Below are 20591 nucleotides of genomic sequence, written 5' to 3'. Positions count from 1 at the left end.
ATTAAACCATTAAAAAATGCCATATTTGCAATTGATTATGGCTGTTATCGAAGATTTTTTAAGGCAGGCATCGAGGAAAGGATAATTATGGGAATGAATAAAAATTCGGTATGTGCATGGGCTTCTTTTGTAATGTTTCTTATAGGGACTGCGCTCGTGCTGCTGGGAGTTTTAAAATATGAAGATTACGCGATAGGCTTTTCAACCGTGGGAATTGGCTTCTTTGCTATTTCCTGGGCATTTAATGCTTTAAAGGGACGCGTATAGTGCAAGAAGCGGCAAACATAAAGAAACAGCTGGTAAAGCATCTTAATGGTGGTGAAGCTTTTATGGCGCTAGAGGAAACCCTTAAAAAAATAGAATATAAGAAGCTGGGGGAACGACCTCAGGATCTTCCGTATTCATTTTATGAACTTTTTTATCATATCTGGTTTACGCAAAATGATATCCTGAATTACTGTACTAAAAGGGAGTACCATGCCCCAGAATGGCCAACAGATTATTGGCCGGTTAAAAGGACTTCTGAAAATGAGGAGGAATGGGAAAATCTTAAAAAACATTACCTACAGGACAGGCAGAGGTTAATTGATCTTATACTGAGTTCGGAAAATGCTCTTTTTGCACCTGTTCCATCAAACCCACAGCATACTATTTTCAGGGAAATGATGCTGGCCATAGAGCACACGGCATATCATACAGGGCAACTCTTAATCGTGCTAAGGCATTTAGAATTGCATCAAGCATAAAGATTTAAAACATCAGGCTGCAAATATTTTGAAATTTATGATATTTGTCCGTTACTAATAACAAGCTGAAAAATGCTTCAGGAATGACATTTTTGAGTAATGAACTATAAAAACAATTCTTATGGCAGATGATAATAAAGTGATTTTTTCCATGTCTGGTTTGACCAAAACCTTTCAGGGAGCAAATACTCCGGTACTAAAGAACATCTATTTAAGCTTTTTCTACGGAGCCAAAATTGGGATCCTGGGGCTTAACGGTTCGGGAAAATCCACCTTACTTAGCATAATTGCAGGAAAAGACAAAAATTTCCAGGGTGATGTGGTTTTCGCTCCGGGTTATTCTGTTGGTCTTTTGGAACAGGAGCCAGAGCTGGATGAGGAGAAGACCGTACTTGAAGTGGTAAAAGAAGGTGCCGCGGAAACTGTTGCTATTCTTGATGAATACAACAAGATAAATGACATGTTTGGCCTTCCAGAAGTCTATGAAGATGCTGAAAAAACGCAAAAATTAATGGACAAGCAGGCAGAGCTTCAGGATAAGATCGACGCCAGCAACGCCTGGGAACTGGATACGAAGCTGGAAATTGCAATGGATGCACTTCGCACGCCGGAGCCCGATAAAAAAATAAGTGTACTTTCAGGAGGAGAGCGCCGCCGGGTCGCCTTGTGCAGGTTACTACTTCAGGAGCCCGATGTACTTCTTTTGGATGAACCTACGAACCACCTCGACGCCGAATCTGTTCACTGGCTTGAACATCATTTACAGCAGTATAAGGGTACAGTGATCGCCGTAACTCACGACCGTTACTTCCTGGATAATGTGGCCGGCTGGATCCTTGAACTGGATAGAGGAGAAGGAATTCCGTGGAAAGGAAATTACTCTTCCTGGCTTGATCAAAAATCGAAACGTCTTGCACAGGAGCAAAAGCAGGCCAGTAAACGCCAAAAAACTTTGGAGCGTGAGCTTGAATGGTCAAGAATGGCACCCAAAGGAAGGCAGGCAAAACAAAAAGCCCGTTTAAATAACTATGATAAATTGCTGAGCCAGGATCAAAAGCAAATGGATGAGCAGTTGGAAATTTATATTCCTAATGGTCCGCGATTGGGGACTAACGTGATCGAAGCGAATGGCGTTAGTAAAGCCTTTGGAGATAAATTGTTATATGAAGATTTGAACTTCAAACTTCCGCAGGCAGGAATCGTAGGAATTATAGGACCTAACGGTGCAGGTAAAACCACTATTTTTAAAATGATCATGGGCGAAGAAACGCCCGATAAAGGTTCTTTTGAAGTAGGGGAGACCGCGAAGATCTCTTATGTTGACCAAAGTCATACCAATATTGATCCTGAAAAGACCATTTGGCAGAACTTCAGTGATGAGCAGGAATTGATCATGATGGGAGGAAGACAGGTGAATTCTAGGGCATATCTAAGTCGCTTTAACTTCAGCGGAAGTGAGCAGAATAAAAAAGTAAGTAAACTTTCGGGAGGGGAAAGAAACCGTTTGCACCTCGCGATGACCTTAAAGGAAGAAGGTAACGTTTTATTGCTGGATGAACCTACTAATGATCTTGATGTGAACACACTTCGGGCTCTTGAAGAAGGTTTAGATAGCTTTGCCGGTTGTGCAGTGATCATTTCTCACGACCGCTGGTTCCTGGATAGGGTTTGTACTCACATTCTATCTTTTGAAGGAAATTCACAGGTTTATTTTTTTGAAGGAAGTTTCTCAGATTATGAAGAAAATAAAAAGAAACGCTTAGGTGGCGATTTGATGCCGAAGAGGATAAAGTACAAGAAACTGGTGAGATAATACCATTTTTGAGAGGTAATGTATTCCGTGATTATTTTGAATAAATTTCAACTATAATCACGGATTTTAATTTATAAATGTTTCATCCGGCTTTGTTGGAAAGCACAAAGTGAATGAGTTCTCCTTTTTTACTTAAATTCAATTTGTCTTTGATGTTTTTGACGTGCGTATCTACCGTGTACCTGGAAATGTAAAGGGAATCTGCAATATCCTTGTTCGTTTTACCGGTAGCTAGTTCCTGCAGTATCTCTTTCTCACGCTGGCTTAAGTCGCGCAGCAGGCTTTCATCTTGAAAATTTTTGACAGGAGCCCGTTGATTGTTCTTAATTGCGAGGTTAAGAGTCGTAAGAAGTTGCTGATTGTTAAAGGGCTTGATAATATAAGCGTATGGGCTAACCTCTTCTGCATCTTTCATCACCTGTTGATTGGAATATGCCGTTAAAAAAATTACCGGTCCGTGCTTATCAAGTTCATGATGGTTTTGAATGATCTCAATGCCGTTTATCTTTTCCTGCAGGTTTATGTCGCAAATCACTCCTTCAAATTCTTCTTCTCCCAGACGTTCTATAGCCGAATCTGCATTGGAAGCAATGACTGCTTTGTAGTCATTTTTTTGCAAAAAGAGCCGCAATCCTTCTGCTATAATAATTTCATCTTCAACAACTAAAATCTTCTTCATAAGTAGATGTGGATCTGAGGGTTGACTAAATATAACATTAATATTTAAACCGTATAATTATTCTGGTTCCCTTTTCATTAACGATCTCCATTTGGCCCTTAAGCTGAAGGGACAGGTTTTCAATTAGGCTTAGCCCCATGGAGTTTTCTTTATGTTGAGCATCTGCAGGAATTCCTTTTCCGCTGTCGTAATAATCCAGCACTGCAAATCCATTTTTGCCGGTTAGCGTAATGATTATCTTCTTGTTTTTTTGTTCGGGGGCAAAGGCGTGCTTGAGTGTATTGGTAACGAGTTCATTTACAATAATCCCCAGTGGGGTTACATGCTTTTTATTGGATTGCAATGGAGCGAGATTAAATTCAAGACAAACTTCGGCATCCATAAATTCCACGAGTTCTGTAGCCAGTATTTTAATGAATTCATCTAATTTGAAAAGCTCTTCCGGTTTTTTCGTATTGCTAAGTAGATCGTGAACTGTCGCAATAGTGAATAATCTATTTTGAGCTGCCTGCAGGTTATTTTTTGCCAATTCATCTGAAATTCCCTCTTTTTGGATATCTAGCAGGCTTGCAATTAACTGAAGATTATTCTTCACCCTATGATTCAACTCTTCCATAAGAAAGGAAATATTTTCCTTTTGTTCTTTTGCAAGATTCATGGCAGTACTTAGGTTTTCGTTAGATTTACTCAATTCTGCAGTTCTGCCTTCTACCATGCGTTGCAGTCGCCGATTTTCCGCCTTTTTCTCGCTGTAGCGCCACCAATAGATGCTGCTAATGAGGAGAAGGAGAGCAATTACCACGAGGATGCGAAAATATGTTGAGGCATACCAGGGCGCTCTTATTGTGAGCGTTAAAGAATCTGGAGGACCCCAAACTAGATCATTGTTACTTCCCTTTACGAGAAAGGTGTAGGTGCCGGGATTGAGGTTTGTATAAGTAGTAGTGCGTTCACGGGTAATGGGGCGCCATTCTTTATCAAAGCCAAGCATCTTAAACTGATACCTATTTTTTTCGGGTAGAAGATAATTAAGGCTGGAAAAATTAAAAGTTATTACGTTCTCATCATGTTTGAAGGAGAGTGTATCTGTGTAAATGATATTTTCTTTTATTGAAGTACCAAACAATTCCACATCTTCGATAACGGTATGACCTACATATTTATTGACCGGAATACTATCTGGATGAAAAATATTGAAGCCATTCATTCCACCGAAGTATAGGTTTCCGGAATCATCTTTATATGCAGCTTTTCCATTGAATTCGTTATTCTGAAGTCCGTCTGCTTCAGTAAAACCGGTAAACTTTCCGGTTTCAGTATCCAATCGTGAGATTCCGCGATTGGTACTTACCCAAACATCGCCGTTGGAATCTGAAAGTACGCCGTAAATAAAATCATTGGGCAATCCTGTCTGCTCCAAATACCTGGTGATACTATTGTTGTTTAGATTTATTTTGTTCAGTCCTTTGGCTGTTCCAACCCAAAGATTTCCAGAATCATCTTCTGTAATGCTAAAAATGCGGTTGTTGCTCAGGGAGTTTTCGTTTTCAGGATTGTGTTCGTATTTACTGGTTTTCCCTTTTAATATGCGATAAAGACCATCATCGGCTCCCAGCCAGATGGATTTATCGCTGCCAATAAAAGAGGCTCGCGACCGGTGAAGGCTTTTGCCATTAATAGGAACGGGATGTGTTTCTAAGGTCTTGGGATTCACAGAAAATATTCCTGAAGACCAGGTGCTCACCCAAATACTGTCTTTTGATAAAGGAGTTATTTGAGCAATGTCCCTGTCGGGAATTCCTGTTATAGGGGTTACATCCTGAAAAAAATCATTCTTTTCATTATATTTTTGAAGCCCCTGGTTGAAGCCGCCTCCCCAAATATTTCCCTCTTCATCTTCCACAATGGTATAACCAAGACGATTGGTGCGATATAATTTATAAGTATTGCTGGAAAGGTCATGCCTTACAAAGCCAAGTTGAGTGGTCATCCAGAGGGTGTCGTTATTCCGAAGGAAATTGAAGATGCTTATAAAATCTTTCTCGGGCTCATTGGGTAATGTGATGCGTTTTGGGATAAATTTTTGCCTTGATGGATGATAATAAAACATTCCTTTTCCCTGCGTAGCCATCCATATACCTTTGGAAGCATCCTGCCGTATCTGCAGCACTTCAACAGGGGAAAAAACTTCATTTTTGTAGCCTGTGATGACTGCCGGCTGTACTTCATTGGTACTCCTGTTGAGAAAAAATACACCCGTGTATGAACCTACTAAAAAGTAATCTTCATTCCACTCATAAAAACATCGCACAGCCTGTTCCTCACCAGAACCATATATTTTTTCCATAATCCCGCTGTCAATAGTATAGTGAAAAAGCCCTTTTTCGGTACCTATATAAAGGGAATTTTTAGCATTGTATTTCAAAGCGTGAACGGAATTGTTTTTGAATGAACTAAATTCTTTTAAATCTGTTATAGTCTTTTTATCCAGATCCAGTTCCAGAATTCCGTTGAAATATGTACCTATCCAGAACCTGTTTTTGGATTTTTGCGCAATACTTATTATGTAATCATTTACTTCCTGGTTGGGCAGCGGAACTGGAATAAATTCCAGAGATCTTCGATCTAATAAAATCGCATTTTTCAAGGTGCTTACCAGTAAAAAGGGATCGTTTAATTTAAAGATCTGATGCGCATAAGCAAGAGAAGGATTAGATTCTATTTTCTCAGGTTTAATAAAATCAAGAAATTTATCTTCCGAAGGAATGTATGCCTGCAGAGAACTTGTGTTGGTGCCCAGCCAAAGGGTATCGTTGAGGTAAAGCATTCCGCGGATGTGGTCATCTTTTAAACCCTCCTCTTTAGAGATGCTTTGGGAGAAAACCTTCATGTTGTAGCTATTGAACCTGTTGAGACCATCTTCGGTTCCCGCCCAGAGGTAACCTTTCTCATCAAAATCAAATGCAGCCACATTAAGCTGAGATAAACCTTCCTGCTGCGCAATATTGCTTACTCTTAAGGTGTCGGGGACAGAAGAAAAACCTTGTGCGCTGCAGGTGAATCCGAATAAAATAAAAACCAAAAAAAATAGTTTTCTCATACGTGTGCCGGTCGAAAAGATGGCTCTAAAATGCCATTTTTAGATGTTCTAAATAATTTATTTCGAGGCAAGTATAAGGAAATTTCTAAACTTCAGTTTGTCAAAATGAAGATATAAAAAAGAGGCTGCCTGTAAATTGCTTGTTCAGGCAGCCTCTTTTAAATCTAATTAAGAATTTTATTCATTCGGATACCAGTTGGCAAGAACTACTTCAATATCTTCATTGCCTTCATTCACGAGTTGCTTGAATTTATCAACATCGGCCTTGCTGTCTTGTCCGCGAAAGTGATAAGGGTATACCTTTTTAGGAGCAAAATCTAGTACGGCATCGGCTGCTGCATCCACCGGCATAGTGTATGGTAAGTTCATAGGGACAAACGCAATGTCAATGTTTTCCAGGTTCCTCATTTCAGGAATGTCTTCGGTATCTCCTGCAATATAAAGGCGCTTTCCATCTTTCTCCAGGACATAACCATTTCCACGGCCTTTTTCATGGTACTGCCGTGCTTCTTCTCTTAAATTATACATGGGAATTGCCTCAATGGAAAAACCCTGTTCATTGATGGTTTTACCATTATTCATGACCATAAGGTTTTGGGTGAGAGAATCGGGCAGTTGCTCATTCACGGCCTGCGGCGCAATAATTGGCGTATTTCCCAGGTTTAATGCGCTCAGGGTTTTTGGGTCCATGTGGTCTCCATGAATATCGGTCAAAAGAACAAGATCTGCTTCATTCATTCCTTCAAAGGCCTCACTTCCACCGGTAGGATCTACATAAATGGTGGTTTCCCCCCAGTTAATAGCAAGGGTGGCATGGGAAATAGGTTCAATATTTATTTCTTCGGAGTTTTCATCCTCGTCTATGCCCGGATTCTGAAAGGACTCTTCCTCAAGTTCTTTAGCCAGTTCCAGGTTTTTTTCGCTTTCGGACTTACAGCCGATTAGCGCAAGGGAACAGGCGAAAAATAAAATAAATCGTTTCATAATAATTATTGTTTTTGATTGGAAAATTTAATTTCAGTCATCAGGGAAATTGCAAAAATTTCTTGTGATGCTGTTTCTAAACAGTTAATTATCATTAAAACTACTAAAACAAACAGGTTTTTGTGGGGCTTTTAATAAAGATTTATGAGAGCTCCAATTTCATCTTGATATCTCCGCGGGCATACGGGTTGTTGTCTTCAATAGGGATTTCCTCAAAGCCATACTTCCTGTATATATGAATAGCGTTTTCGAGTTTACGGTTCGAGTAGATGATAAGGGTTTGCCATCCCTGTTCCCTGGCATATTGAATGGTATAATCCATAAGTTTCTGGCCTATCTTTTTTCCCTGTGCTTCAGGAGTCACAGCCATCTTTGTAAGCTCAAAAACCCCTTCTTCTATTTTCATTAAGGCTACGGTCCCCAGGATCTTGTTTACTTCTTTTACAAAGAAAATGTTTCCGCCTTCATTAATGATATATTTTTCGGGCTGGCCAAGCACTTCTTCGTCATGTGGTTCTACCCAAAAATATTTTTCCAGCCAGGCAACATTTAAATCTCTGAATGCTGTAGCGTACTCAGGAGCAAATCTTATAATTTCCATATTATTTATCACCAATAGTTTTCTTTTGCCAGGGCCAACGTCCTTCAAGTTCTACCTGAAGAGACAGACTCAAAAATGTTCGAATCAATACGATCATCCCTAGGACTAGTACGTTGTCCATTGTAGGATCGGTACTTACGGTAGCAATAATATCACCTGCTACCAGGAATTCCAGTCCCAGCAGAATTGCTTTTCCCAGGTCATGCCGAAAAGTACGGTAAGAGCTGCCGTCTTCGTGTTTGTCGAAGAAATACCGGTACAGGGCGAATATTGGGCCTACGATCATTACCAAAACTCCCATAACTTCAATGGTTAGGGCAGCGTAATCTACATACTCCTGAATGATTTCATGCATGGGCGTTGTTTTTTACAAATTCATAAACTAAAAAGGAAAGGCTTTTTCCAGTAGGATAATCCTTCGTGGCTATAGCTTCACAAAGATGAAGGTAAGAACAATTTTGTCTTTTTCCAGCCATTCCTATAAAATTCCGGACTTCATCTAGAGTAAATCCGCTGGGAGAAATTGCACTGCTAGGGAATCCTGCGATAGCATCGCAATCTACTTCAAGGCCAAAATTCCCTTCTGAAACAAAGCCGAGTTGCTCCTCAAAAATGGCATTTTCATCTCCATTATTTAAATTTCTGAAGAGAGAATATTTGACTTCGGCTGCAGCTTCCATTTCTTCAAAAATGTACTGCGGAGTGTAATTTTCCTGTAATCCAAAAATGACATATTTGTCAAGAAATCCTTTTTCACGGGCATAACTGAAACCATTGCCGCTGTGGCGGTGTTCCAACTTCCGAAGATCTGTGTGGGCATCAATATTGAGGACGTTGATTGGCTTACCAAAAGCTTCCGAAGCACCTTTTATATTTCCAAAAGCATTGTTATGTCCGCCACCAATAATAACAGGGACTTTCCCTTCAGCAATAATTGCTTTTACAACCGCACTTACCACTTCATCAATAGCCTCTACCATTTCTCCCAGCTTCACATAATAATTAGGATCAGAAAAGTCGAGATTGGAAGCCTTTTCCATCTCAGCTGAACAGTTTATTTCGCCCAGTAACACTAAGTTTTCTGAAGATAAAAAATCGTTGTGCTGAAAATTTAAAAACGCTTCCAAAAAGGCATTCCAGACACTTGCTGCTCCGGGTTTGCCATAGTTCGCCCGCACTCCAATATCTTCAGGGATTCCAAAAATGACATATTTTGCTTCGCTTTTAGAAAGTTCCTCCAGCCGTGAGATGAACTGTATTTTCTCTCCTGCCTTCGTTTCTCCAGGCCTGGTTTTAAGAAACCGGGAGATAAATTTTGGACTATAAACCTTTAAATGTGGCATTTTAGACCCTTTTTCCGTTAATGAAAACCGAATCTATATGATTTGCGCCAAAAGAGTAGGGCAGGAATCCATACGACGGAACTTTATCTGTCAAAATGAGGTTTGCGGCCTTTCCTTTGGTGATACTTCCATGAGATTCACTTAGGCCAATCGCATAGGCGGCATTTACTGTAGCCGCATTGATGGCCTCTTCGGGTGTCATATTCATTTTGATGCAGGCCAGGGAAACCACGAGGTTCATATTTCCACTGGGGGTACTGCCAGGATTATAATCTGTAGCAAGAGCCAGCGGTAAGCCTTTGTCAATAATATCACGTGCGGGAGTGTAGGGAATTCCGAGAAAAAGAGAGCAGGAGGGAAGCGCCACCGGCATGGTTTGGGTGCCTTTTAAAGCTTCAAGATCTTCGGGATTCATTACCTCCAGGTGATCTACAGAAAGCGCTTCATGCTCTACAGCAGCTTGAATACCACCAATCGCGTTGAATTGATTCACATGTATCTTGGGCGTTAAGCCGTATTTCCTGGCTGCGGAAAGCAGATTTTTAGTGTCCTCTACTGTAAAATAGCCTTTTTCACAAAAAATGTCAACATATTCGGCCAGGTTTTCTTTGGCAACCTTCGGAAGCATTTCATCTATGATGAGCTTCATATAGCCTTCCCGGTTATTCCTGTATTCCTTCGGAAGCGCATGTGCTCCCAAAAATGTGGATTTCACCGGCAGATCATAATTTTCCTTTAATTTTTTAATGACCCGAAGCATTTTCAATTCAGCTTCCGTAGTCAGTCCGTAGCCCGATTTTATTTCAATGGCCGTGGTACCCATTGTTATGACTTCCTCAAGCCGGGCGACCGATTGCTCGTAAAGCTCTTCTTCGGAAGTATTTTGAAGTTTTTCCGCAGAATTTGGAATACCGCCTCCTTTATTCGCGATCTCCTCGTATGTAAGTCCTTTGATCCTGTCAACAAATTCCTGTTCGCGGTTTCCGGCGTAAACTATGTGGGTGTGAGAATCTATCCAGCCGGGCATTAGAATTTTTCCCGTAGCGTCAATGGTTTCATCTACATCAAAATTGGATAAACTTTCCATTTTTCCGAAGTCGGAAATTTTTCCGTCTTCGGTAAGCAGCCATGCGTTTTTAATGACCGGCAACTCTTTCATCTCAGCTCCCGAAAGTTTTGTAATCCCTTTTTCTCTTATCTGTAGTAATTCCTGGATGTTCTTGAAAAGTAACTTCATGTCGTAAAGATAAAAAAGTGCACCTGAAAATTAACTTAAAATAAGGCTAAACCTATAACCCGTTGGTTTGGTGAAGGTGGTGAAAATGCCATTTTCGAAAATAATTCTGTACTTTAGTGCAAATTCTGAATTCCAAAATTTCACAAGAAATATGAGCAAAAAGCAACCGGGAATCAACACTATTTGTACCCACTCTGGAGAATTGAAGGACAACGAGTACAAAGGTGCGGTTTCCCCTTTATATATGTCAACGTCTTATGCTTTTGAAGATGTTGAAGTTAAACGTTACCCAAGATATTTTAATACTCCAAACCAGCAGGCACTTGCGCAAAAAATGGCTGCCCTGGAACACGGGGAAGCGGCTTTGATCTTTGGCAGCGGAATGGCTGCGGTAAGCACTGCCTTACTATCATTCTTGCACAAAGGAGATCATGTGGTTTTGCAACAAACTTTATACGGAGGCACGAGTAATCTTGTGGTGGAAGAGTTTGAAAAATATGGAATTGAATATTCTTTTACGAAAGATTTGGCGCCATCTAGTTTTGAAGCCGAAGTAAAGGAGAACACGAAAGTGATCTATATAGAAACTCCGTCAAACCCTATGTTGACAATTACCAATATCAATGCTGTCGCAGAAATTGCTAAAAGACATGGCCTGGTGAGTATGATTGACAATACTTTTGCTTCGCCCGTGAACCAGAATCCCATTGATTTAGGAATTGATGTTGTTTTGCATTCGGCTACCAAATATATGGGAGGTCACAGTGACATCCTGGCGGGAACAGCAATTGCTTCAGAAGCTCATATAGACACTATTTTCCAACTTGCGAAAAATTTAGGCGGAAGTTTAAGTGATTATACCGTATGGCTGCTGGAACGAAGCCTGAAGACGATGGGTATTCGAGTGAAAGCGCAAAATGAAAATGCACAAAAACTTGCCGAATACCTAGATGGAAATCCAAACGTAGAAAAAGTTTATTATCCGGGTCTTAAGACACATCCGGACCATGAATTGGCAAAATCCCAGATGAAAGGCTTCGGCGGAATGTTATCATTTGAATTGAAGGAAGGACTTGATTTTTCGGCTTTTCAGAAGAAATTAAAACTCATAAAGCCTTCAATGAGCCTAGCCGGTGTGGAATCCACTATATTGTCACCTTCTTTAACTTCCCATGGATTGTTAACGGCTGAAGAACGAGAAAACCAGGGAATCAAAGATGGCTTACTTAGATTTTCTTTAGGAATTGAAGAGGCAGAAGACTTGATAGATGATATTGAACAAGCTTTATCACAGATTTTATAAAGATTCAAAAATGACATTTTAAAGTCATATTATGTTACAATAACCATTCAAATATTTTAAATGAAGTTAGATATACTGGCCATCGGGGCACATCCCGATGATGTTGAGTTGAGCTGTGCCGGCACCCTGGCCAAAGAAATTTCCCGCGGAAAAAAAGTGGGTATTCTTGATCTTACCCGTGGGGAACTTGGTACGAGAGGTTCCGCAGAAATACGTGAGCAGGAAGCGAATGCAGCTGCAGAAGTATTGGGTGTCAAACTACGGGAAAACCTTGAATTTAGTGACGGTTTTTTCGTCAATAACGTAGCGCATCAATTAGAGATTATAAAAGTCTTAAGAAGATATAGGCCTGAAGTGGTGCTTTGTAATGCAATTTCAGACAGGCATATTGATCATGGAAAAGGTGCACAATTGGTAGCCGATTCCTGTTTTTTAAGCGGATTGAGAAAAATTGAAACTATTTGCAAAGGTCACAATCAACATGCCTGGAGACCAAAGCACGTTTTTCACTACATCCAGTGGAACAATATAGAGCCGGATATTGTAGCCGACATCAGCGGATTTATGGATCAAAAGTTGGAAGCCGTAAAAGCGTATAGATCTCAATTTTTTAATGAGGAAAGCAAGGAGCCAGAAACTCCTATTTCAAGTAATAATTTTTTGGAGAGTATCACCTACAGGGCCAAAGACTTAGGTAGACTTACAGGTGTGGATTTTGCGGAAGGTTTTACAGTGAACCGGCAACTGGCGGTAGATTCCCTGTTTGATTTAATATAAAAATTCTATTTTTTTCTTTTGTAAAAGAAAGGAATTATACTACATTTGCATCCGATTAAAATGGTGGTTGTAGCTCAGCTGGTTAGAGCGCCTGATTGTGGTTCAGGAGGTCGCCGGTTCGAACCCGGTCTTCCACCCGTCTTTGAAACCTCGCTAATAGCGGGGTTTCGTCGTTTATAGACTTTTTTATTAGAAGATTATTTACTTTAAAAGCGGTAAAAAACTAGAGGTTTTCGGTAATTTGTGTACGATAATTATACGATTGAATGAAAGCAAGCATAAAATTGTTTACCAGCGACGGCGAAAGCGATCTAGGGTTTCCGGTGAAGTTAGTACTTTATCACGATAAAAAAGTACGACGAAAGGTAATTGCTCATGCTAAATCGTACGAATGGGATTCAAAAGAGAATATTCCTTCCGTAGATCACCCAGACCATGAGAACTTGTACGAATTCATTTTTAGCATAAAATCAAAATCCAGAAAAAAAGAGTTTAAGTACATTCACGACTTTGACGCTGCTTTTGGATATCTACTTAAAGAAGATCAAGAGACCAGGGATTTTATAGCGTACGGGGAACAAAGGGCCCTTCAAATGGAAAAAGAAAATCGTCATGGCAATGCCCGGGCGTATCGTATTGCATTGCGTGAACTCTATAAATATCAGCCTCACATTACTTTTGATGATCTGACTAATGATTTTCTAAATCGTTTTAAGGAATACAAGAAATCTGAAGGGAATAAAAACAGCACAATAAAAAATTACCTGGTGGAGTACCGGGCAATTTATAATGTGGCGGTTCGAAAAAATATAACGCAAGACAAAAAACCATTTGAGGGACTTTTTGAAGATATCCCGGTTAAAAGGAGAAGAGCCAGGAATAGATATCTGACCAAAGAACAGATAAAGGCACTGGAAAACCTAAAATTAGATAAAAGCTACCAACGAGCTGTTGATCTTTCCCTGCTGCAGTTTTATTTATGTGGCGCGGATCTTACTGATATTTATTTTTTAAAGAATGAAGATGTGGTTCAAGACCGGGTTTTTCTTTCCCGGAATAAATTAGGAAGCCGTGGTTATGAGTTTGATGTATTGCTGCCGGAAAAAGCTAAATCCATTATAGATAAATATCGGGGAAAAGGCGAATATGTTTTCCCATGGAAAAAAGATCCTCAGGGGTATATCACCTTTAGAAATAATCATAACCGTAACTTAAAAATCCTTCAGAAAAGATTAAAGATTGAATTGCAGCCTAAAAATGATAATCTCACCACGAAAGTAATGCGGCATACCTTTGCAACTTTAGGCAAATTCTACAGGATTGAGGAAGATCTTCTCAGGGAGTTAATGGGCCACGAGCGGAATGATATTGACACTGTTTATAAAGACAAATACCCGGAAGCTGAACGCGATGCCGCTCAAATGAAAATTATTTCTACAGATGAAGTATAAGTGGGATGAGATCTATATCGGTTAATTTACCAGGGGTTTTCACATGAAGCTCCAGTGCTCTCTAATTCCTTTTTAAAGTAATCGCAAGGATTTTGTAAAGCCTCCTCATATTCAGCCTCAATTAGTCTTCGTTGCTCATCAGACAAATCCTGCGCTAATAACCTGGGAAATTCCGTATTGATATGATCCAAAATATACTCAACTGTATGTTCGCAGCACATTTCTTCTTTTTTATCATCTTCAGTTGAGCAACCAATTAAAAAAGCTGCAAATAATATTAGTAGTAGTTTTTTTATGATCATGATAAAAGTTTATCTTTTTGTGTTCTATACTCCTCTTCTGAAATATCATTATTTCTCCTCAATTCCGCAAGATCCTTTAATTGGGAAATATTGTTCTTTTTTTGACTTTCCTGTACCTGGTAACTATTATTTCTAAATACAGAGAATTCCGGTTGAGCTCTTAACCATTCTAATTTAGGATTGTTTTCTATTTTTTCAAAATTACTATAGCCTAGCTCTACTGATTTATGCAGGTTTCTCAAAGCTTTTTCTTTATCCTTCATTAATGAAAAGCATACTGCCAGTTTGTAATGGCTGATTGGATTTGCGTTATAATGTAATGATTGATTGAGGTATTTTATAGCGCTGGGGATATCATTATTTTTTATTGACTTATCTGCCTGAATAATGTATTTGATATTCCCTGAACCTACCTTTTGCGGTGAAGAAACCAGAGCTACAATTAAGCCTGTAATTGGACTAAAGAATAAGGATATAAAAAATGTAGGCCAAAATCCTATTTTTTTTGATGAACCGATGCTCGCCATAACAAAGCAGGCAATGAGGTAAAATACAATGAAAATAAATGCTATCATGGTGTTATGCTTTACAAACTTCTGTGAATATCAATTACGTTAAAAATTGCAACCAGGTCATCCATATAAACTTCCTGGTCATCATACATAGGATTCAAGGAATGAAGCAATAAACGGCCTGTTTCTATATCATGCTCCAAAATGCGCTTTACCAGAACTCCTTTGTACTTATGAACTACCACAAAGTTTTTCCAGCGGTGAATGTGGAGTTTATTTTGCCAGTGATGCCGCTGTACTTCCCGGCACAATAAAACATCTTTTTCTACAAGGCTTTCCCGGCTGTCATTATCCATGCTGTCACCGGTCACTTCAAAGCAGATATATCTTCCCTTGTATTCTTTATCTACTTCCCAGGGAATTTTAGGAAGCTCTTCTATGTATTCGGGATCACCCCATCCAGATAAAAATCCTGCCTGTGCTCTATACTGAACCAGCGGAACCATCATAAAACGGCTAAAATCTACTTGGATGGCTTCGGGGTTCGGTACTGAACTTGTTTCCTTAGGCTCACCAAAGTTGCGCAAATAGTTTAGTAGTTCAATTACGGTGCTCTTGTGAGGGCTTTTGGTAACTCCATTCAATATTTTACCTACTCCAGCTTCTGTTAAAGTGGTGTTCTTAGCTATGTCATAGGCTGTAACCCCTTTGTTTTTGGCAAGGGAGCGGATTTCCAGTAATTCTTTATGGTGTTTCAAAATGTTAAAGTTTAGCATGCTACTAAAAAAAGTTTAGTAGGTAGCTATTATTACTAAAATAGTTTAGTATATTTGCTATAGACAAAACAAAGATACTGCATAGACAAATGTAGTTAAAAGAACGAAACGCTCAATACGAGATACCTATGATAAGCCCAGAACTACAGAAAGAGATCATTAAAGAGGTTGGTTCTCAACACCTAATTAAAATGGCAGCATTCGCTAAAAAGCGAAAAATTAAAAGGTCGAACGGTGAATTTTATTCAAAGCACACATTTCATAAAGTGCTAAACAATGATTTAAACCTTCCTGAGATTGAAGATGTGATTTTGGATTGCGCCGCTGACTATAAAAAGAAAAGATTAGCCAGAGAAGAGAGAAAAAGAAAATTTCTTGAATCGGCTGCAAAATAAAAAAGGCCCCGAAGCACCACACCCGGGACCATGCACAACGAATTATTTAATTGTTCAACACCAAATATTCAAATTATGCACAGCAAAACTAACCAAACCAATCAAATCCCACAATTTTTAATTGCCGGTACAGATTTAACCAACCCTAATGACATTGAGTTTTGGGGAATTAAAAAGAATCAAACAGTGTTCTTCCTTCAGGCCGGACACGTATATAAATTTGAAGAACTAGCACCAAAGTTTTACGTTCTGCTGCTTAACAAATTAAACAGCGACAAAGGAGCCCTCCAGTACTTCTCACAATTCGATATCCCTACCAAGCGAAAAGTGGAACTGTACACGTATTATCTCTATGGAATGCAAGATCATACGCCCGACATCATTAACGGCGAGTTGCAACCTTGCGAAAATTTCAGAGATACTACTTTCTGCCCCTCACTTGCCTTTGATCACAAGGACGTAAAACTTAACGGTGCTACCTTAAAGAAAAGAGATATTGTCATAATTGAAATGTCTGCCAATGGCGATACAGACGAAGCCATTGCGCAAGCTTTGGGAATCAAACTCCCAACGCTGGACTGTCATAAGAAATCCCTTTTCGTAAAGACCGGTACCACTTGCAAGCTGGACCTGGTTTCAAAATCTTACAAACAACACATAATAGCGTAGACCATGGATGGAACTGTGAAAATACCCGATTTAGTTGATTACATGAAGAGAGAGGGCCTTGTTTGGGCTAAGGAATCGGAACTATTACCTGTAAAATTAAAGGAAAGGTATCTCAGGAAAAAGTCTCTCACCTACAAAGAGATCTCAGATGCCAGGTTATGGGGAAAGATCGGCAAAAAAGCTGTTGAAGCTATTGCGAAATCACAAGTTCTAAGTCATGAAAAATTTAAAGAGGGGAATGCTTTTAAGATTAGAATATCAGCAGTCCGAAGAATTGGAGAAAAAAGAGGGTCATTATGAAACTAGAAGCCGAATTAAGAGCAGAATGGAAGGCGGTTCTAAAGAAGCCGGGCCGCGTTCCACAAGATCAAGTGGAAGCCTATAAAAAGGATGTTCAATTAATAAAAGAAAGGAAATATGTCACGTCTCACTAAAGCCAGAGTAATCATAACCGCTATGACGGTTGTTTATTTCGCTGCCATGTTTTTAGCGCTGTATCTCGCTTCTGAACTTATAAAGCCATGACAGCGATTGAAGAATTAGACCAGGAGAATGAAAACCTCCGAAAGGAAAACGAGCAATTAAGGAGCCTTGTCAATATCCTGAATGAATTTAAAACCAATAGATCTAAATAAAATGAAAAAGTATTACCCAAACCTACTGAAAACTGCGATTAGCCTAATGATAGTATTATCAACAGCGTATTACTACTTCACCCTTGGCACACCGTAAAAAATTAAATGTTCAACACTAAATATTCAGAAAAATGAAAAAGCAGATTCAATTAAAGGAGCTAACGCTTCTAAACTTCAAAGGGATTAGAAACCTTACTGTAAAGTTTGATTCCAAAACCACCAGCATCTTTGCGGACAATGGCCTTGGAAAAACTACTATCATGGATTCTTTTCTGTGGTTGCTTTTCGGTAAAGACAGTCAGGATCGGAAAGATTTTGAAGTAAAGACCCTCGATAGGAACAACCGACCAATCCCAAAAATAGATCACGAGGTAACTGCGGTTATAGATGTGAATGGGGAAGAAATTACTCTGCAGAGAACCCTACGTGAAAAGTGGGTTAAGAAAAGAGGTTCCAGAACTCCTGAATTCACAGGGAATGAAACCCTGTACACCTGGAATGAAGTTCCAATGCAAGCCAAAGAATACGCTGCTAAGATCAACGAGATTTTAGACGAAGGTATTTTCAAGCTTATCACCAATCCAATGGCTTTTAATGGGCTGAAGTGGCAGGATAGGAGAGAAGTTCTTATGGGAATGTGTGGAGAGATTGACGATGCGGAGCTTGCAGGTAAAAATGCAGATTACAACATCCTTGTAGATAAGCTTTCTAATAAAACATTAGAGGAGCTTAAAAAGGAAACCACGGCCAAGCGCAAGAAGATCAACGATGCTTTAAAAATGATCCCTACCCGGATCGATGAAGTACAGCGCAATATGCCGGAGGCTTTGGATTTTTCAGGAATCAAAAAAGCTATTGAAAAAAAGCAATCTGAAATTAATGAGATTGAGGGACAAATTTCTAATAAAAGTAAGGCCCTTGAAAAAGAATTGGAAAAGAGATCTCAGCAGCAAAACAAAATCCATGCTGTAAAATCTGAACTATCCAATATTAAATACGAGGTAGAGCAGAAAGCCAAGAATGCCGGACGTGTGGATTATTCAACCCGGGATGCACTTCAGAATTCCCTTACCACAAAGCAGGATAGCTTAAAAGAAGCTCAGGAAGGTATTGAGAAGCTAAAAACCAAAAAGCAGTCTATTGAAGATTCACGGGAAGCACTTATAAAAAAGTGGCAAGATGAAAACGCTAAGGAACTTTCCTTTAACGATGAAGATACTCATTGCCCTACTTGTAAAAGGGAATTTGAAGCAAGTGTTTTAGAAGATAAAAAAGCGGAAATGCTTGAGAACTTCGAAAATAAAAAAGCCAAAACTCTTACTGAAATAAACACCGAAGGTCAATCCTTAAACGCTGAAAAAGAAGCCATTCAGGGCAGGATCGAAAAAGGCGAAGCTATTGTAAAGTCACTGGAGCCTGAAATCGCTGAACTAAGCACTAAGCTCGAAACCGAAAAAGAAAGGCTATCCAAATTAGAAAATTCTGAAAAGCCGGATATCGATAAGCTTCTTTCTGAAAATGAGCAGTACCAGGCAAAACAAAAAGAACTTAAAACTCTTGAAGCTGAATTAGGCGAAGCTCCAACAGTTGAAACTTCAGAATTGAAATCGAAAAAGGATGCCGTTCAGAAGGAATTGGACCAACTGAAAAAAGATCTTTCTCTCGAGGAATCCATTAAAACTTCTGAAAAACGTATCGCTGAACTAGAGCAGGAAGAAGAAACCCTTTCCGGCCAGCTTATGGAATTGGAAGGGCAGGAGTTCACAATAGAAAACTTCATTAAGCTGAAGATTGAAACACTAGAATCTAAAATAAACAGCCAGTTCAAGATCGTAAACTTCAAACTGTTTGATGTACAGATCAACGGGGGAATTTCCGAAACCTGCGAAGCCTTGATTGACGGTGTGCCATTTTCAAATGCAAACACCGCAAGCCGGGTTAATGGAGGTTTGGATATTATAGAAACTCTCTGCAAGTACTACGGAGTTACAGCCCCTGTGTGGATCGATAACGCTGAATCTGTTGTAAACCTTATTCCGATTGAAAGTCAACTTATCCGATTAGTAGTAAGTGAAGGAGACGATAAGCTGAGAGTAGAATCAGGAAAATTAGAAACTGAAAAAGCTGCTGTGTAATGGAAAATGATCTTAATCTATGGTGGGGATATAAGCACACCAACGGCAGTTATCAGGTAAAAAGATACTTCGATATGAGAGATTTAGGTGAAGCCGCACAGTCTCCATTCGTGCAGCATATTCACGGACCATTTAAAGCAGAAAACAGGATTAAAGCTATTGAAGAAATAGAAAGAGTATTCGAAAATTAATAATTCAACACCTAAAATTCAAAATTATGAGTAACGAAAACAAAAACACGGAAGTAGCGACAATAAAAAAAGACGTCACTACTCAGGTACTGGATAAAATAACAGCTTTTGAAGCTTCTGGGGAGTTAAGCCTTCCGAAAGGTTACAACGTTCAAAACGCTTTAAAGTCGGCCTATATTATTCTATCCGATCCAAAGAACAACCTTCTAAGCAAGTGTGATAAATCTTCAGTAGCTGAAGCGCTTCTTAAAATGGTGGTGTATGGGGTTTCTCCTATCAAAAAGCAATGCTATTTCATTCCTTATGGAAACAAACTGGAATGTTCTATCTCCTATGCCGGGAACATCGCTATTGCAAAAAGATATGGAAAGCTTAAAAACATCAAAGGCAATGCAATCTTTAAAGGAGATGATTTTGAATTTGGAGTTGATCAAAATACCGGCCGTAAAAAAGTGATCAAACACAACCAGACGCTAGACAGTATTGGTTCAAATGAGATCATAGGAGCTTATGCTGTATACGAACTGAATGACGGGAGTGTAGATGTGGAGGTTATGAACATCAACCAGATAAAACAGTCCTGGGCGCAAGGTGGTTCTAAAGGGAATTCACCGGCACACAAAAACTTTCCTGATCAAATGGCTGTAAAAACAGTTCTAAACAGGGCGTGTAAACTTCTTATTAGCAGCTCAGATGATTCAGTGCTGTATGATCCATTGGATGACAACTCAGAAAATATTGATGTTGCAGCTGAGAATGTGAAGTATGAAGTAAAGACCAAAGCCAATAAGAAAACTATTGGATTTGATGAAGATGCGGATTACGAGGAAGTGAAGGAAGAGCCGGCGAATGAGGACGAAGAAAATGAGCGCCTTTACAACGAAGCTATGGCTGAGCAGGAAAGCAAGCATGCTAAGGGTCAACCTGAAATGGAGTTTTAGT

The 20591-nt window shown here is 39.5% G+C and carries 22 protein-coding genes and 1 tRNA gene; 13 read left to right on the top strand and 10 right to left on the bottom strand.

Annotation, left to right across the window (positions count from 1 at the left end; translation table 11 throughout):
• Window positions 1–87: 87 nt before the first annotated feature.
• From ACOV1Q_RS08425 to ettA, 3 genes are all read left to right on the top strand, one after another.
• Complete coding sequence (locus ACOV1Q_RS08425; protein WP_424493958.1) at window positions 88–267, top strand: CAL67264 family membrane protein; 180 nt, start codon at window positions 88–90, stop codon at window positions 265–267.
• Entirely contained in the window at window positions 267–746 is a 480-nt protein-coding gene (locus tag ACOV1Q_RS08420) for a DinB family protein (RefSeq protein ID WP_424493957.1), read from the top strand. The genes ACOV1Q_RS08425 and ACOV1Q_RS08420 overlap by 1 nt, the downstream gene beginning before the upstream one ends.
• Window positions 747–867: 121 nt before the next feature.
• Entirely contained in the window at window positions 868–2559 is a 1692-nt protein-coding gene (gene ettA / locus ACOV1Q_RS08415; RefSeq protein WP_424493956.1) for an energy-dependent translational throttle protein EttA, read from the top strand.
• Window positions 2560–2641: 82 nt separating this feature from the next.
• On the opposite strand, the gene ACOV1Q_RS08410 is transcribed toward ettA, so the two are convergent.
• The 7 genes from ACOV1Q_RS08410 to hutI form a co-directional block, all read right to left on the bottom strand.
• Window positions 2642–3238, bottom strand: coding sequence for a DNA-binding response regulator (locus ACOV1Q_RS08410; protein ID WP_424493955.1), 597 nt, complete (start codon window positions 3236–3238; stop codon window positions 2642–2644).
• Window positions 3239–3275: 37 nt separating this feature from the next.
• Complete coding sequence (locus ACOV1Q_RS08405) at window positions 3276–6320, bottom strand: ligand-binding sensor domain-containing protein (RefSeq protein WP_424493954.1); 3045 nt, start codon at window positions 6318–6320, stop codon at window positions 3276–3278.
• Window positions 6321–6515: 195 nt separating this feature from the next.
• The gene (locus ACOV1Q_RS08400) at window positions 6516–7322 is read right to left on the bottom strand and encodes an MBL fold metallo-hydrolase (protein WP_424493953.1); all 807 of its coding nucleotides are present in this window, start codon (window positions 7320–7322) and stop codon (window positions 6516–6518) included.
• A gap of 142 nt (window positions 7323–7464) precedes the next feature.
• Window positions 7465–7923 carry a GNAT family N-acetyltransferase gene (locus ACOV1Q_RS08395; RefSeq protein WP_424493952.1) on the bottom strand — a complete coding sequence of 153 codons (459 nt, stop codon included), beginning with the start codon at window positions 7921–7923 and terminating at the stop codon, window positions 7465–7467.
• Window position 7924: 1 nt separating this feature from the next.
• The gene (locus ACOV1Q_RS08390; RefSeq protein WP_424493951.1) at window positions 7925–8278 is read right to left on the bottom strand and encodes a DUF1622 domain-containing protein; all 354 of its coding nucleotides are present in this window, start codon (window positions 8276–8278) and stop codon (window positions 7925–7927) included.
• On the bottom strand, window positions 8271–9266 hold the full coding sequence (locus tag ACOV1Q_RS08385; RefSeq protein WP_424493950.1) for a formimidoylglutamase: 996 nt from the start codon (window positions 9264–9266) through the stop codon (window positions 8271–8273). Before ACOV1Q_RS08385 ends, ACOV1Q_RS08390 begins: the two co-directional genes overlap by 8 nt.
• A gap of 1 nt (window position 9267) precedes the next feature.
• Entirely contained in the window at window positions 9268–10503 is a 1236-nt protein-coding gene (gene hutI / locus ACOV1Q_RS08380) for an imidazolonepropionase (protein ID WP_424493949.1), read from the bottom strand.
• 151 nt (window positions 10504–10654) lie between these two features.
• Between hutI and ACOV1Q_RS08375 the strand changes: the two genes are divergently transcribed.
• From ACOV1Q_RS08375 to ACOV1Q_RS08360, 4 genes are all read left to right on the top strand, one after another.
• Window positions 10655–11806 carry a trans-sulfuration enzyme family protein gene (locus ACOV1Q_RS08375; protein ID WP_424493948.1) on the top strand — a complete coding sequence of 384 codons (1152 nt, stop codon included), beginning with the start codon at window positions 10655–10657 and terminating at the stop codon, window positions 11804–11806.
• A gap of 60 nt (window positions 11807–11866) precedes the next feature.
• Window positions 11867–12583, top strand: coding sequence for a bacillithiol biosynthesis deacetylase BshB1 (gene bshB1 / locus ACOV1Q_RS08370; protein WP_424493947.1), 717 nt, complete (start codon window positions 11867–11869; stop codon window positions 12581–12583).
• Between the two features lie 62 nt (window positions 12584–12645).
• A tRNA-His gene (locus ACOV1Q_RS08365) sits at window positions 12646–12721 on the top strand.
• Window positions 12722–12849: 128 nt separating this feature from the next.
• Window positions 12850–14034 carry a tyrosine-type recombinase/integrase gene (locus ACOV1Q_RS08360; RefSeq protein ID WP_424493946.1) on the top strand — a complete coding sequence of 395 codons (1185 nt, stop codon included), beginning with the start codon at window positions 12850–12852 and terminating at the stop codon, window positions 14032–14034.
• Window positions 14035–14060: 26 nt separating this feature from the next.
• Here ACOV1Q_RS08360 and ACOV1Q_RS08355 read toward each other — a convergent pair whose 3' ends face one another.
• From ACOV1Q_RS08355 to ACOV1Q_RS08345, 3 genes are read right to left on the bottom strand one after another with little or no spacing between them, the layout of a single operon-like run.
• Window positions 14061–14336, bottom strand: a complete 276-nt coding sequence (locus ACOV1Q_RS08355) for a hypothetical protein (RefSeq protein ID WP_424493945.1) — start codon at window positions 14334–14336, stop codon at window positions 14061–14063.
• On the bottom strand, window positions 14333–14911 hold the full coding sequence (locus tag ACOV1Q_RS08350) for a TPR end-of-group domain-containing protein (protein WP_424493944.1): 579 nt from the start codon (window positions 14909–14911) through the stop codon (window positions 14333–14335). Before ACOV1Q_RS08350 ends, ACOV1Q_RS08355 begins: the two co-directional genes overlap by 4 nt.
• Before the next feature lie 11 nt (window positions 14912–14922).
• A complete protein-coding gene (locus tag ACOV1Q_RS08345) occupies window positions 14923–15606 on the bottom strand; it encodes a S24 family peptidase (RefSeq protein ID WP_424493943.1) in 684 nt (227 codons plus the stop codon).
• A gap of 488 nt (window positions 15607–16094) precedes the next feature.
• Here ACOV1Q_RS08345 and ACOV1Q_RS08340 point away from each other — a divergent pair, with 488 nt between their 5' ends.
• The 6 genes from ACOV1Q_RS08340 to ACOV1Q_RS08315 all read left to right on the top strand — a co-directional run bounded on the left by ACOV1Q_RS08340 (window position 16095) and on the right by ACOV1Q_RS08315 (window position 20590).
• Window positions 16095–16688 carry a helix-turn-helix transcriptional regulator gene (locus ACOV1Q_RS08340; RefSeq protein ID WP_424493942.1) on the top strand — a complete coding sequence of 198 codons (594 nt, stop codon included), beginning with the start codon at window positions 16095–16097 and terminating at the stop codon, window positions 16686–16688.
• Between the two features lie 3 nt (window positions 16689–16691).
• Window positions 16692–16988: a hypothetical protein gene (locus ACOV1Q_RS08335; RefSeq protein WP_424493941.1), complete on the top strand. Its 297-nt coding sequence runs from the start codon at window positions 16692–16694 to the stop codon at window positions 16986–16988.
• The gene (locus ACOV1Q_RS08330; protein WP_424493940.1) at window positions 16985–17122 is read left to right on the top strand and encodes a hypothetical protein; all 138 of its coding nucleotides are present in this window, start codon (window positions 16985–16987) and stop codon (window positions 17120–17122) included. Before ACOV1Q_RS08335 ends, ACOV1Q_RS08330 begins: the two co-directional genes overlap by 4 nt.
• A gap of 332 nt (window positions 17123–17454) precedes the next feature.
• A complete protein-coding gene (locus ACOV1Q_RS08325) occupies window positions 17455–19458 on the top strand; it encodes an AAA family ATPase (protein ID WP_424493939.1) in 2004 nt (667 codons plus the stop codon).
• Complete coding sequence (locus tag ACOV1Q_RS08320) at window positions 19458–19649, top strand: hypothetical protein (RefSeq protein WP_424493938.1); 192 nt, start codon at window positions 19458–19460, stop codon at window positions 19647–19649. Before ACOV1Q_RS08325 ends, ACOV1Q_RS08320 begins: the two co-directional genes overlap by 1 nt.
• Before the next feature lie 26 nt (window positions 19650–19675).
• Window positions 19676–20590, top strand: a complete 915-nt coding sequence (locus ACOV1Q_RS08315) for a recombinase RecT (RefSeq protein ID WP_424493937.1) — start codon at window positions 19676–19678, stop codon at window positions 20588–20590.
• Window position 20591 lies beyond the last annotated feature (1 nt).

This window comes from Salinimicrobium maris, from assembly GCF_049680855.1.
Taxonomy (GTDB): Bacteria; Bacteroidota; Bacteroidia; order Flavobacteriales; family Flavobacteriaceae; genus Salinimicrobium.
This window is presented reverse-complemented; position numbering and strand designations above follow the sequence as displayed.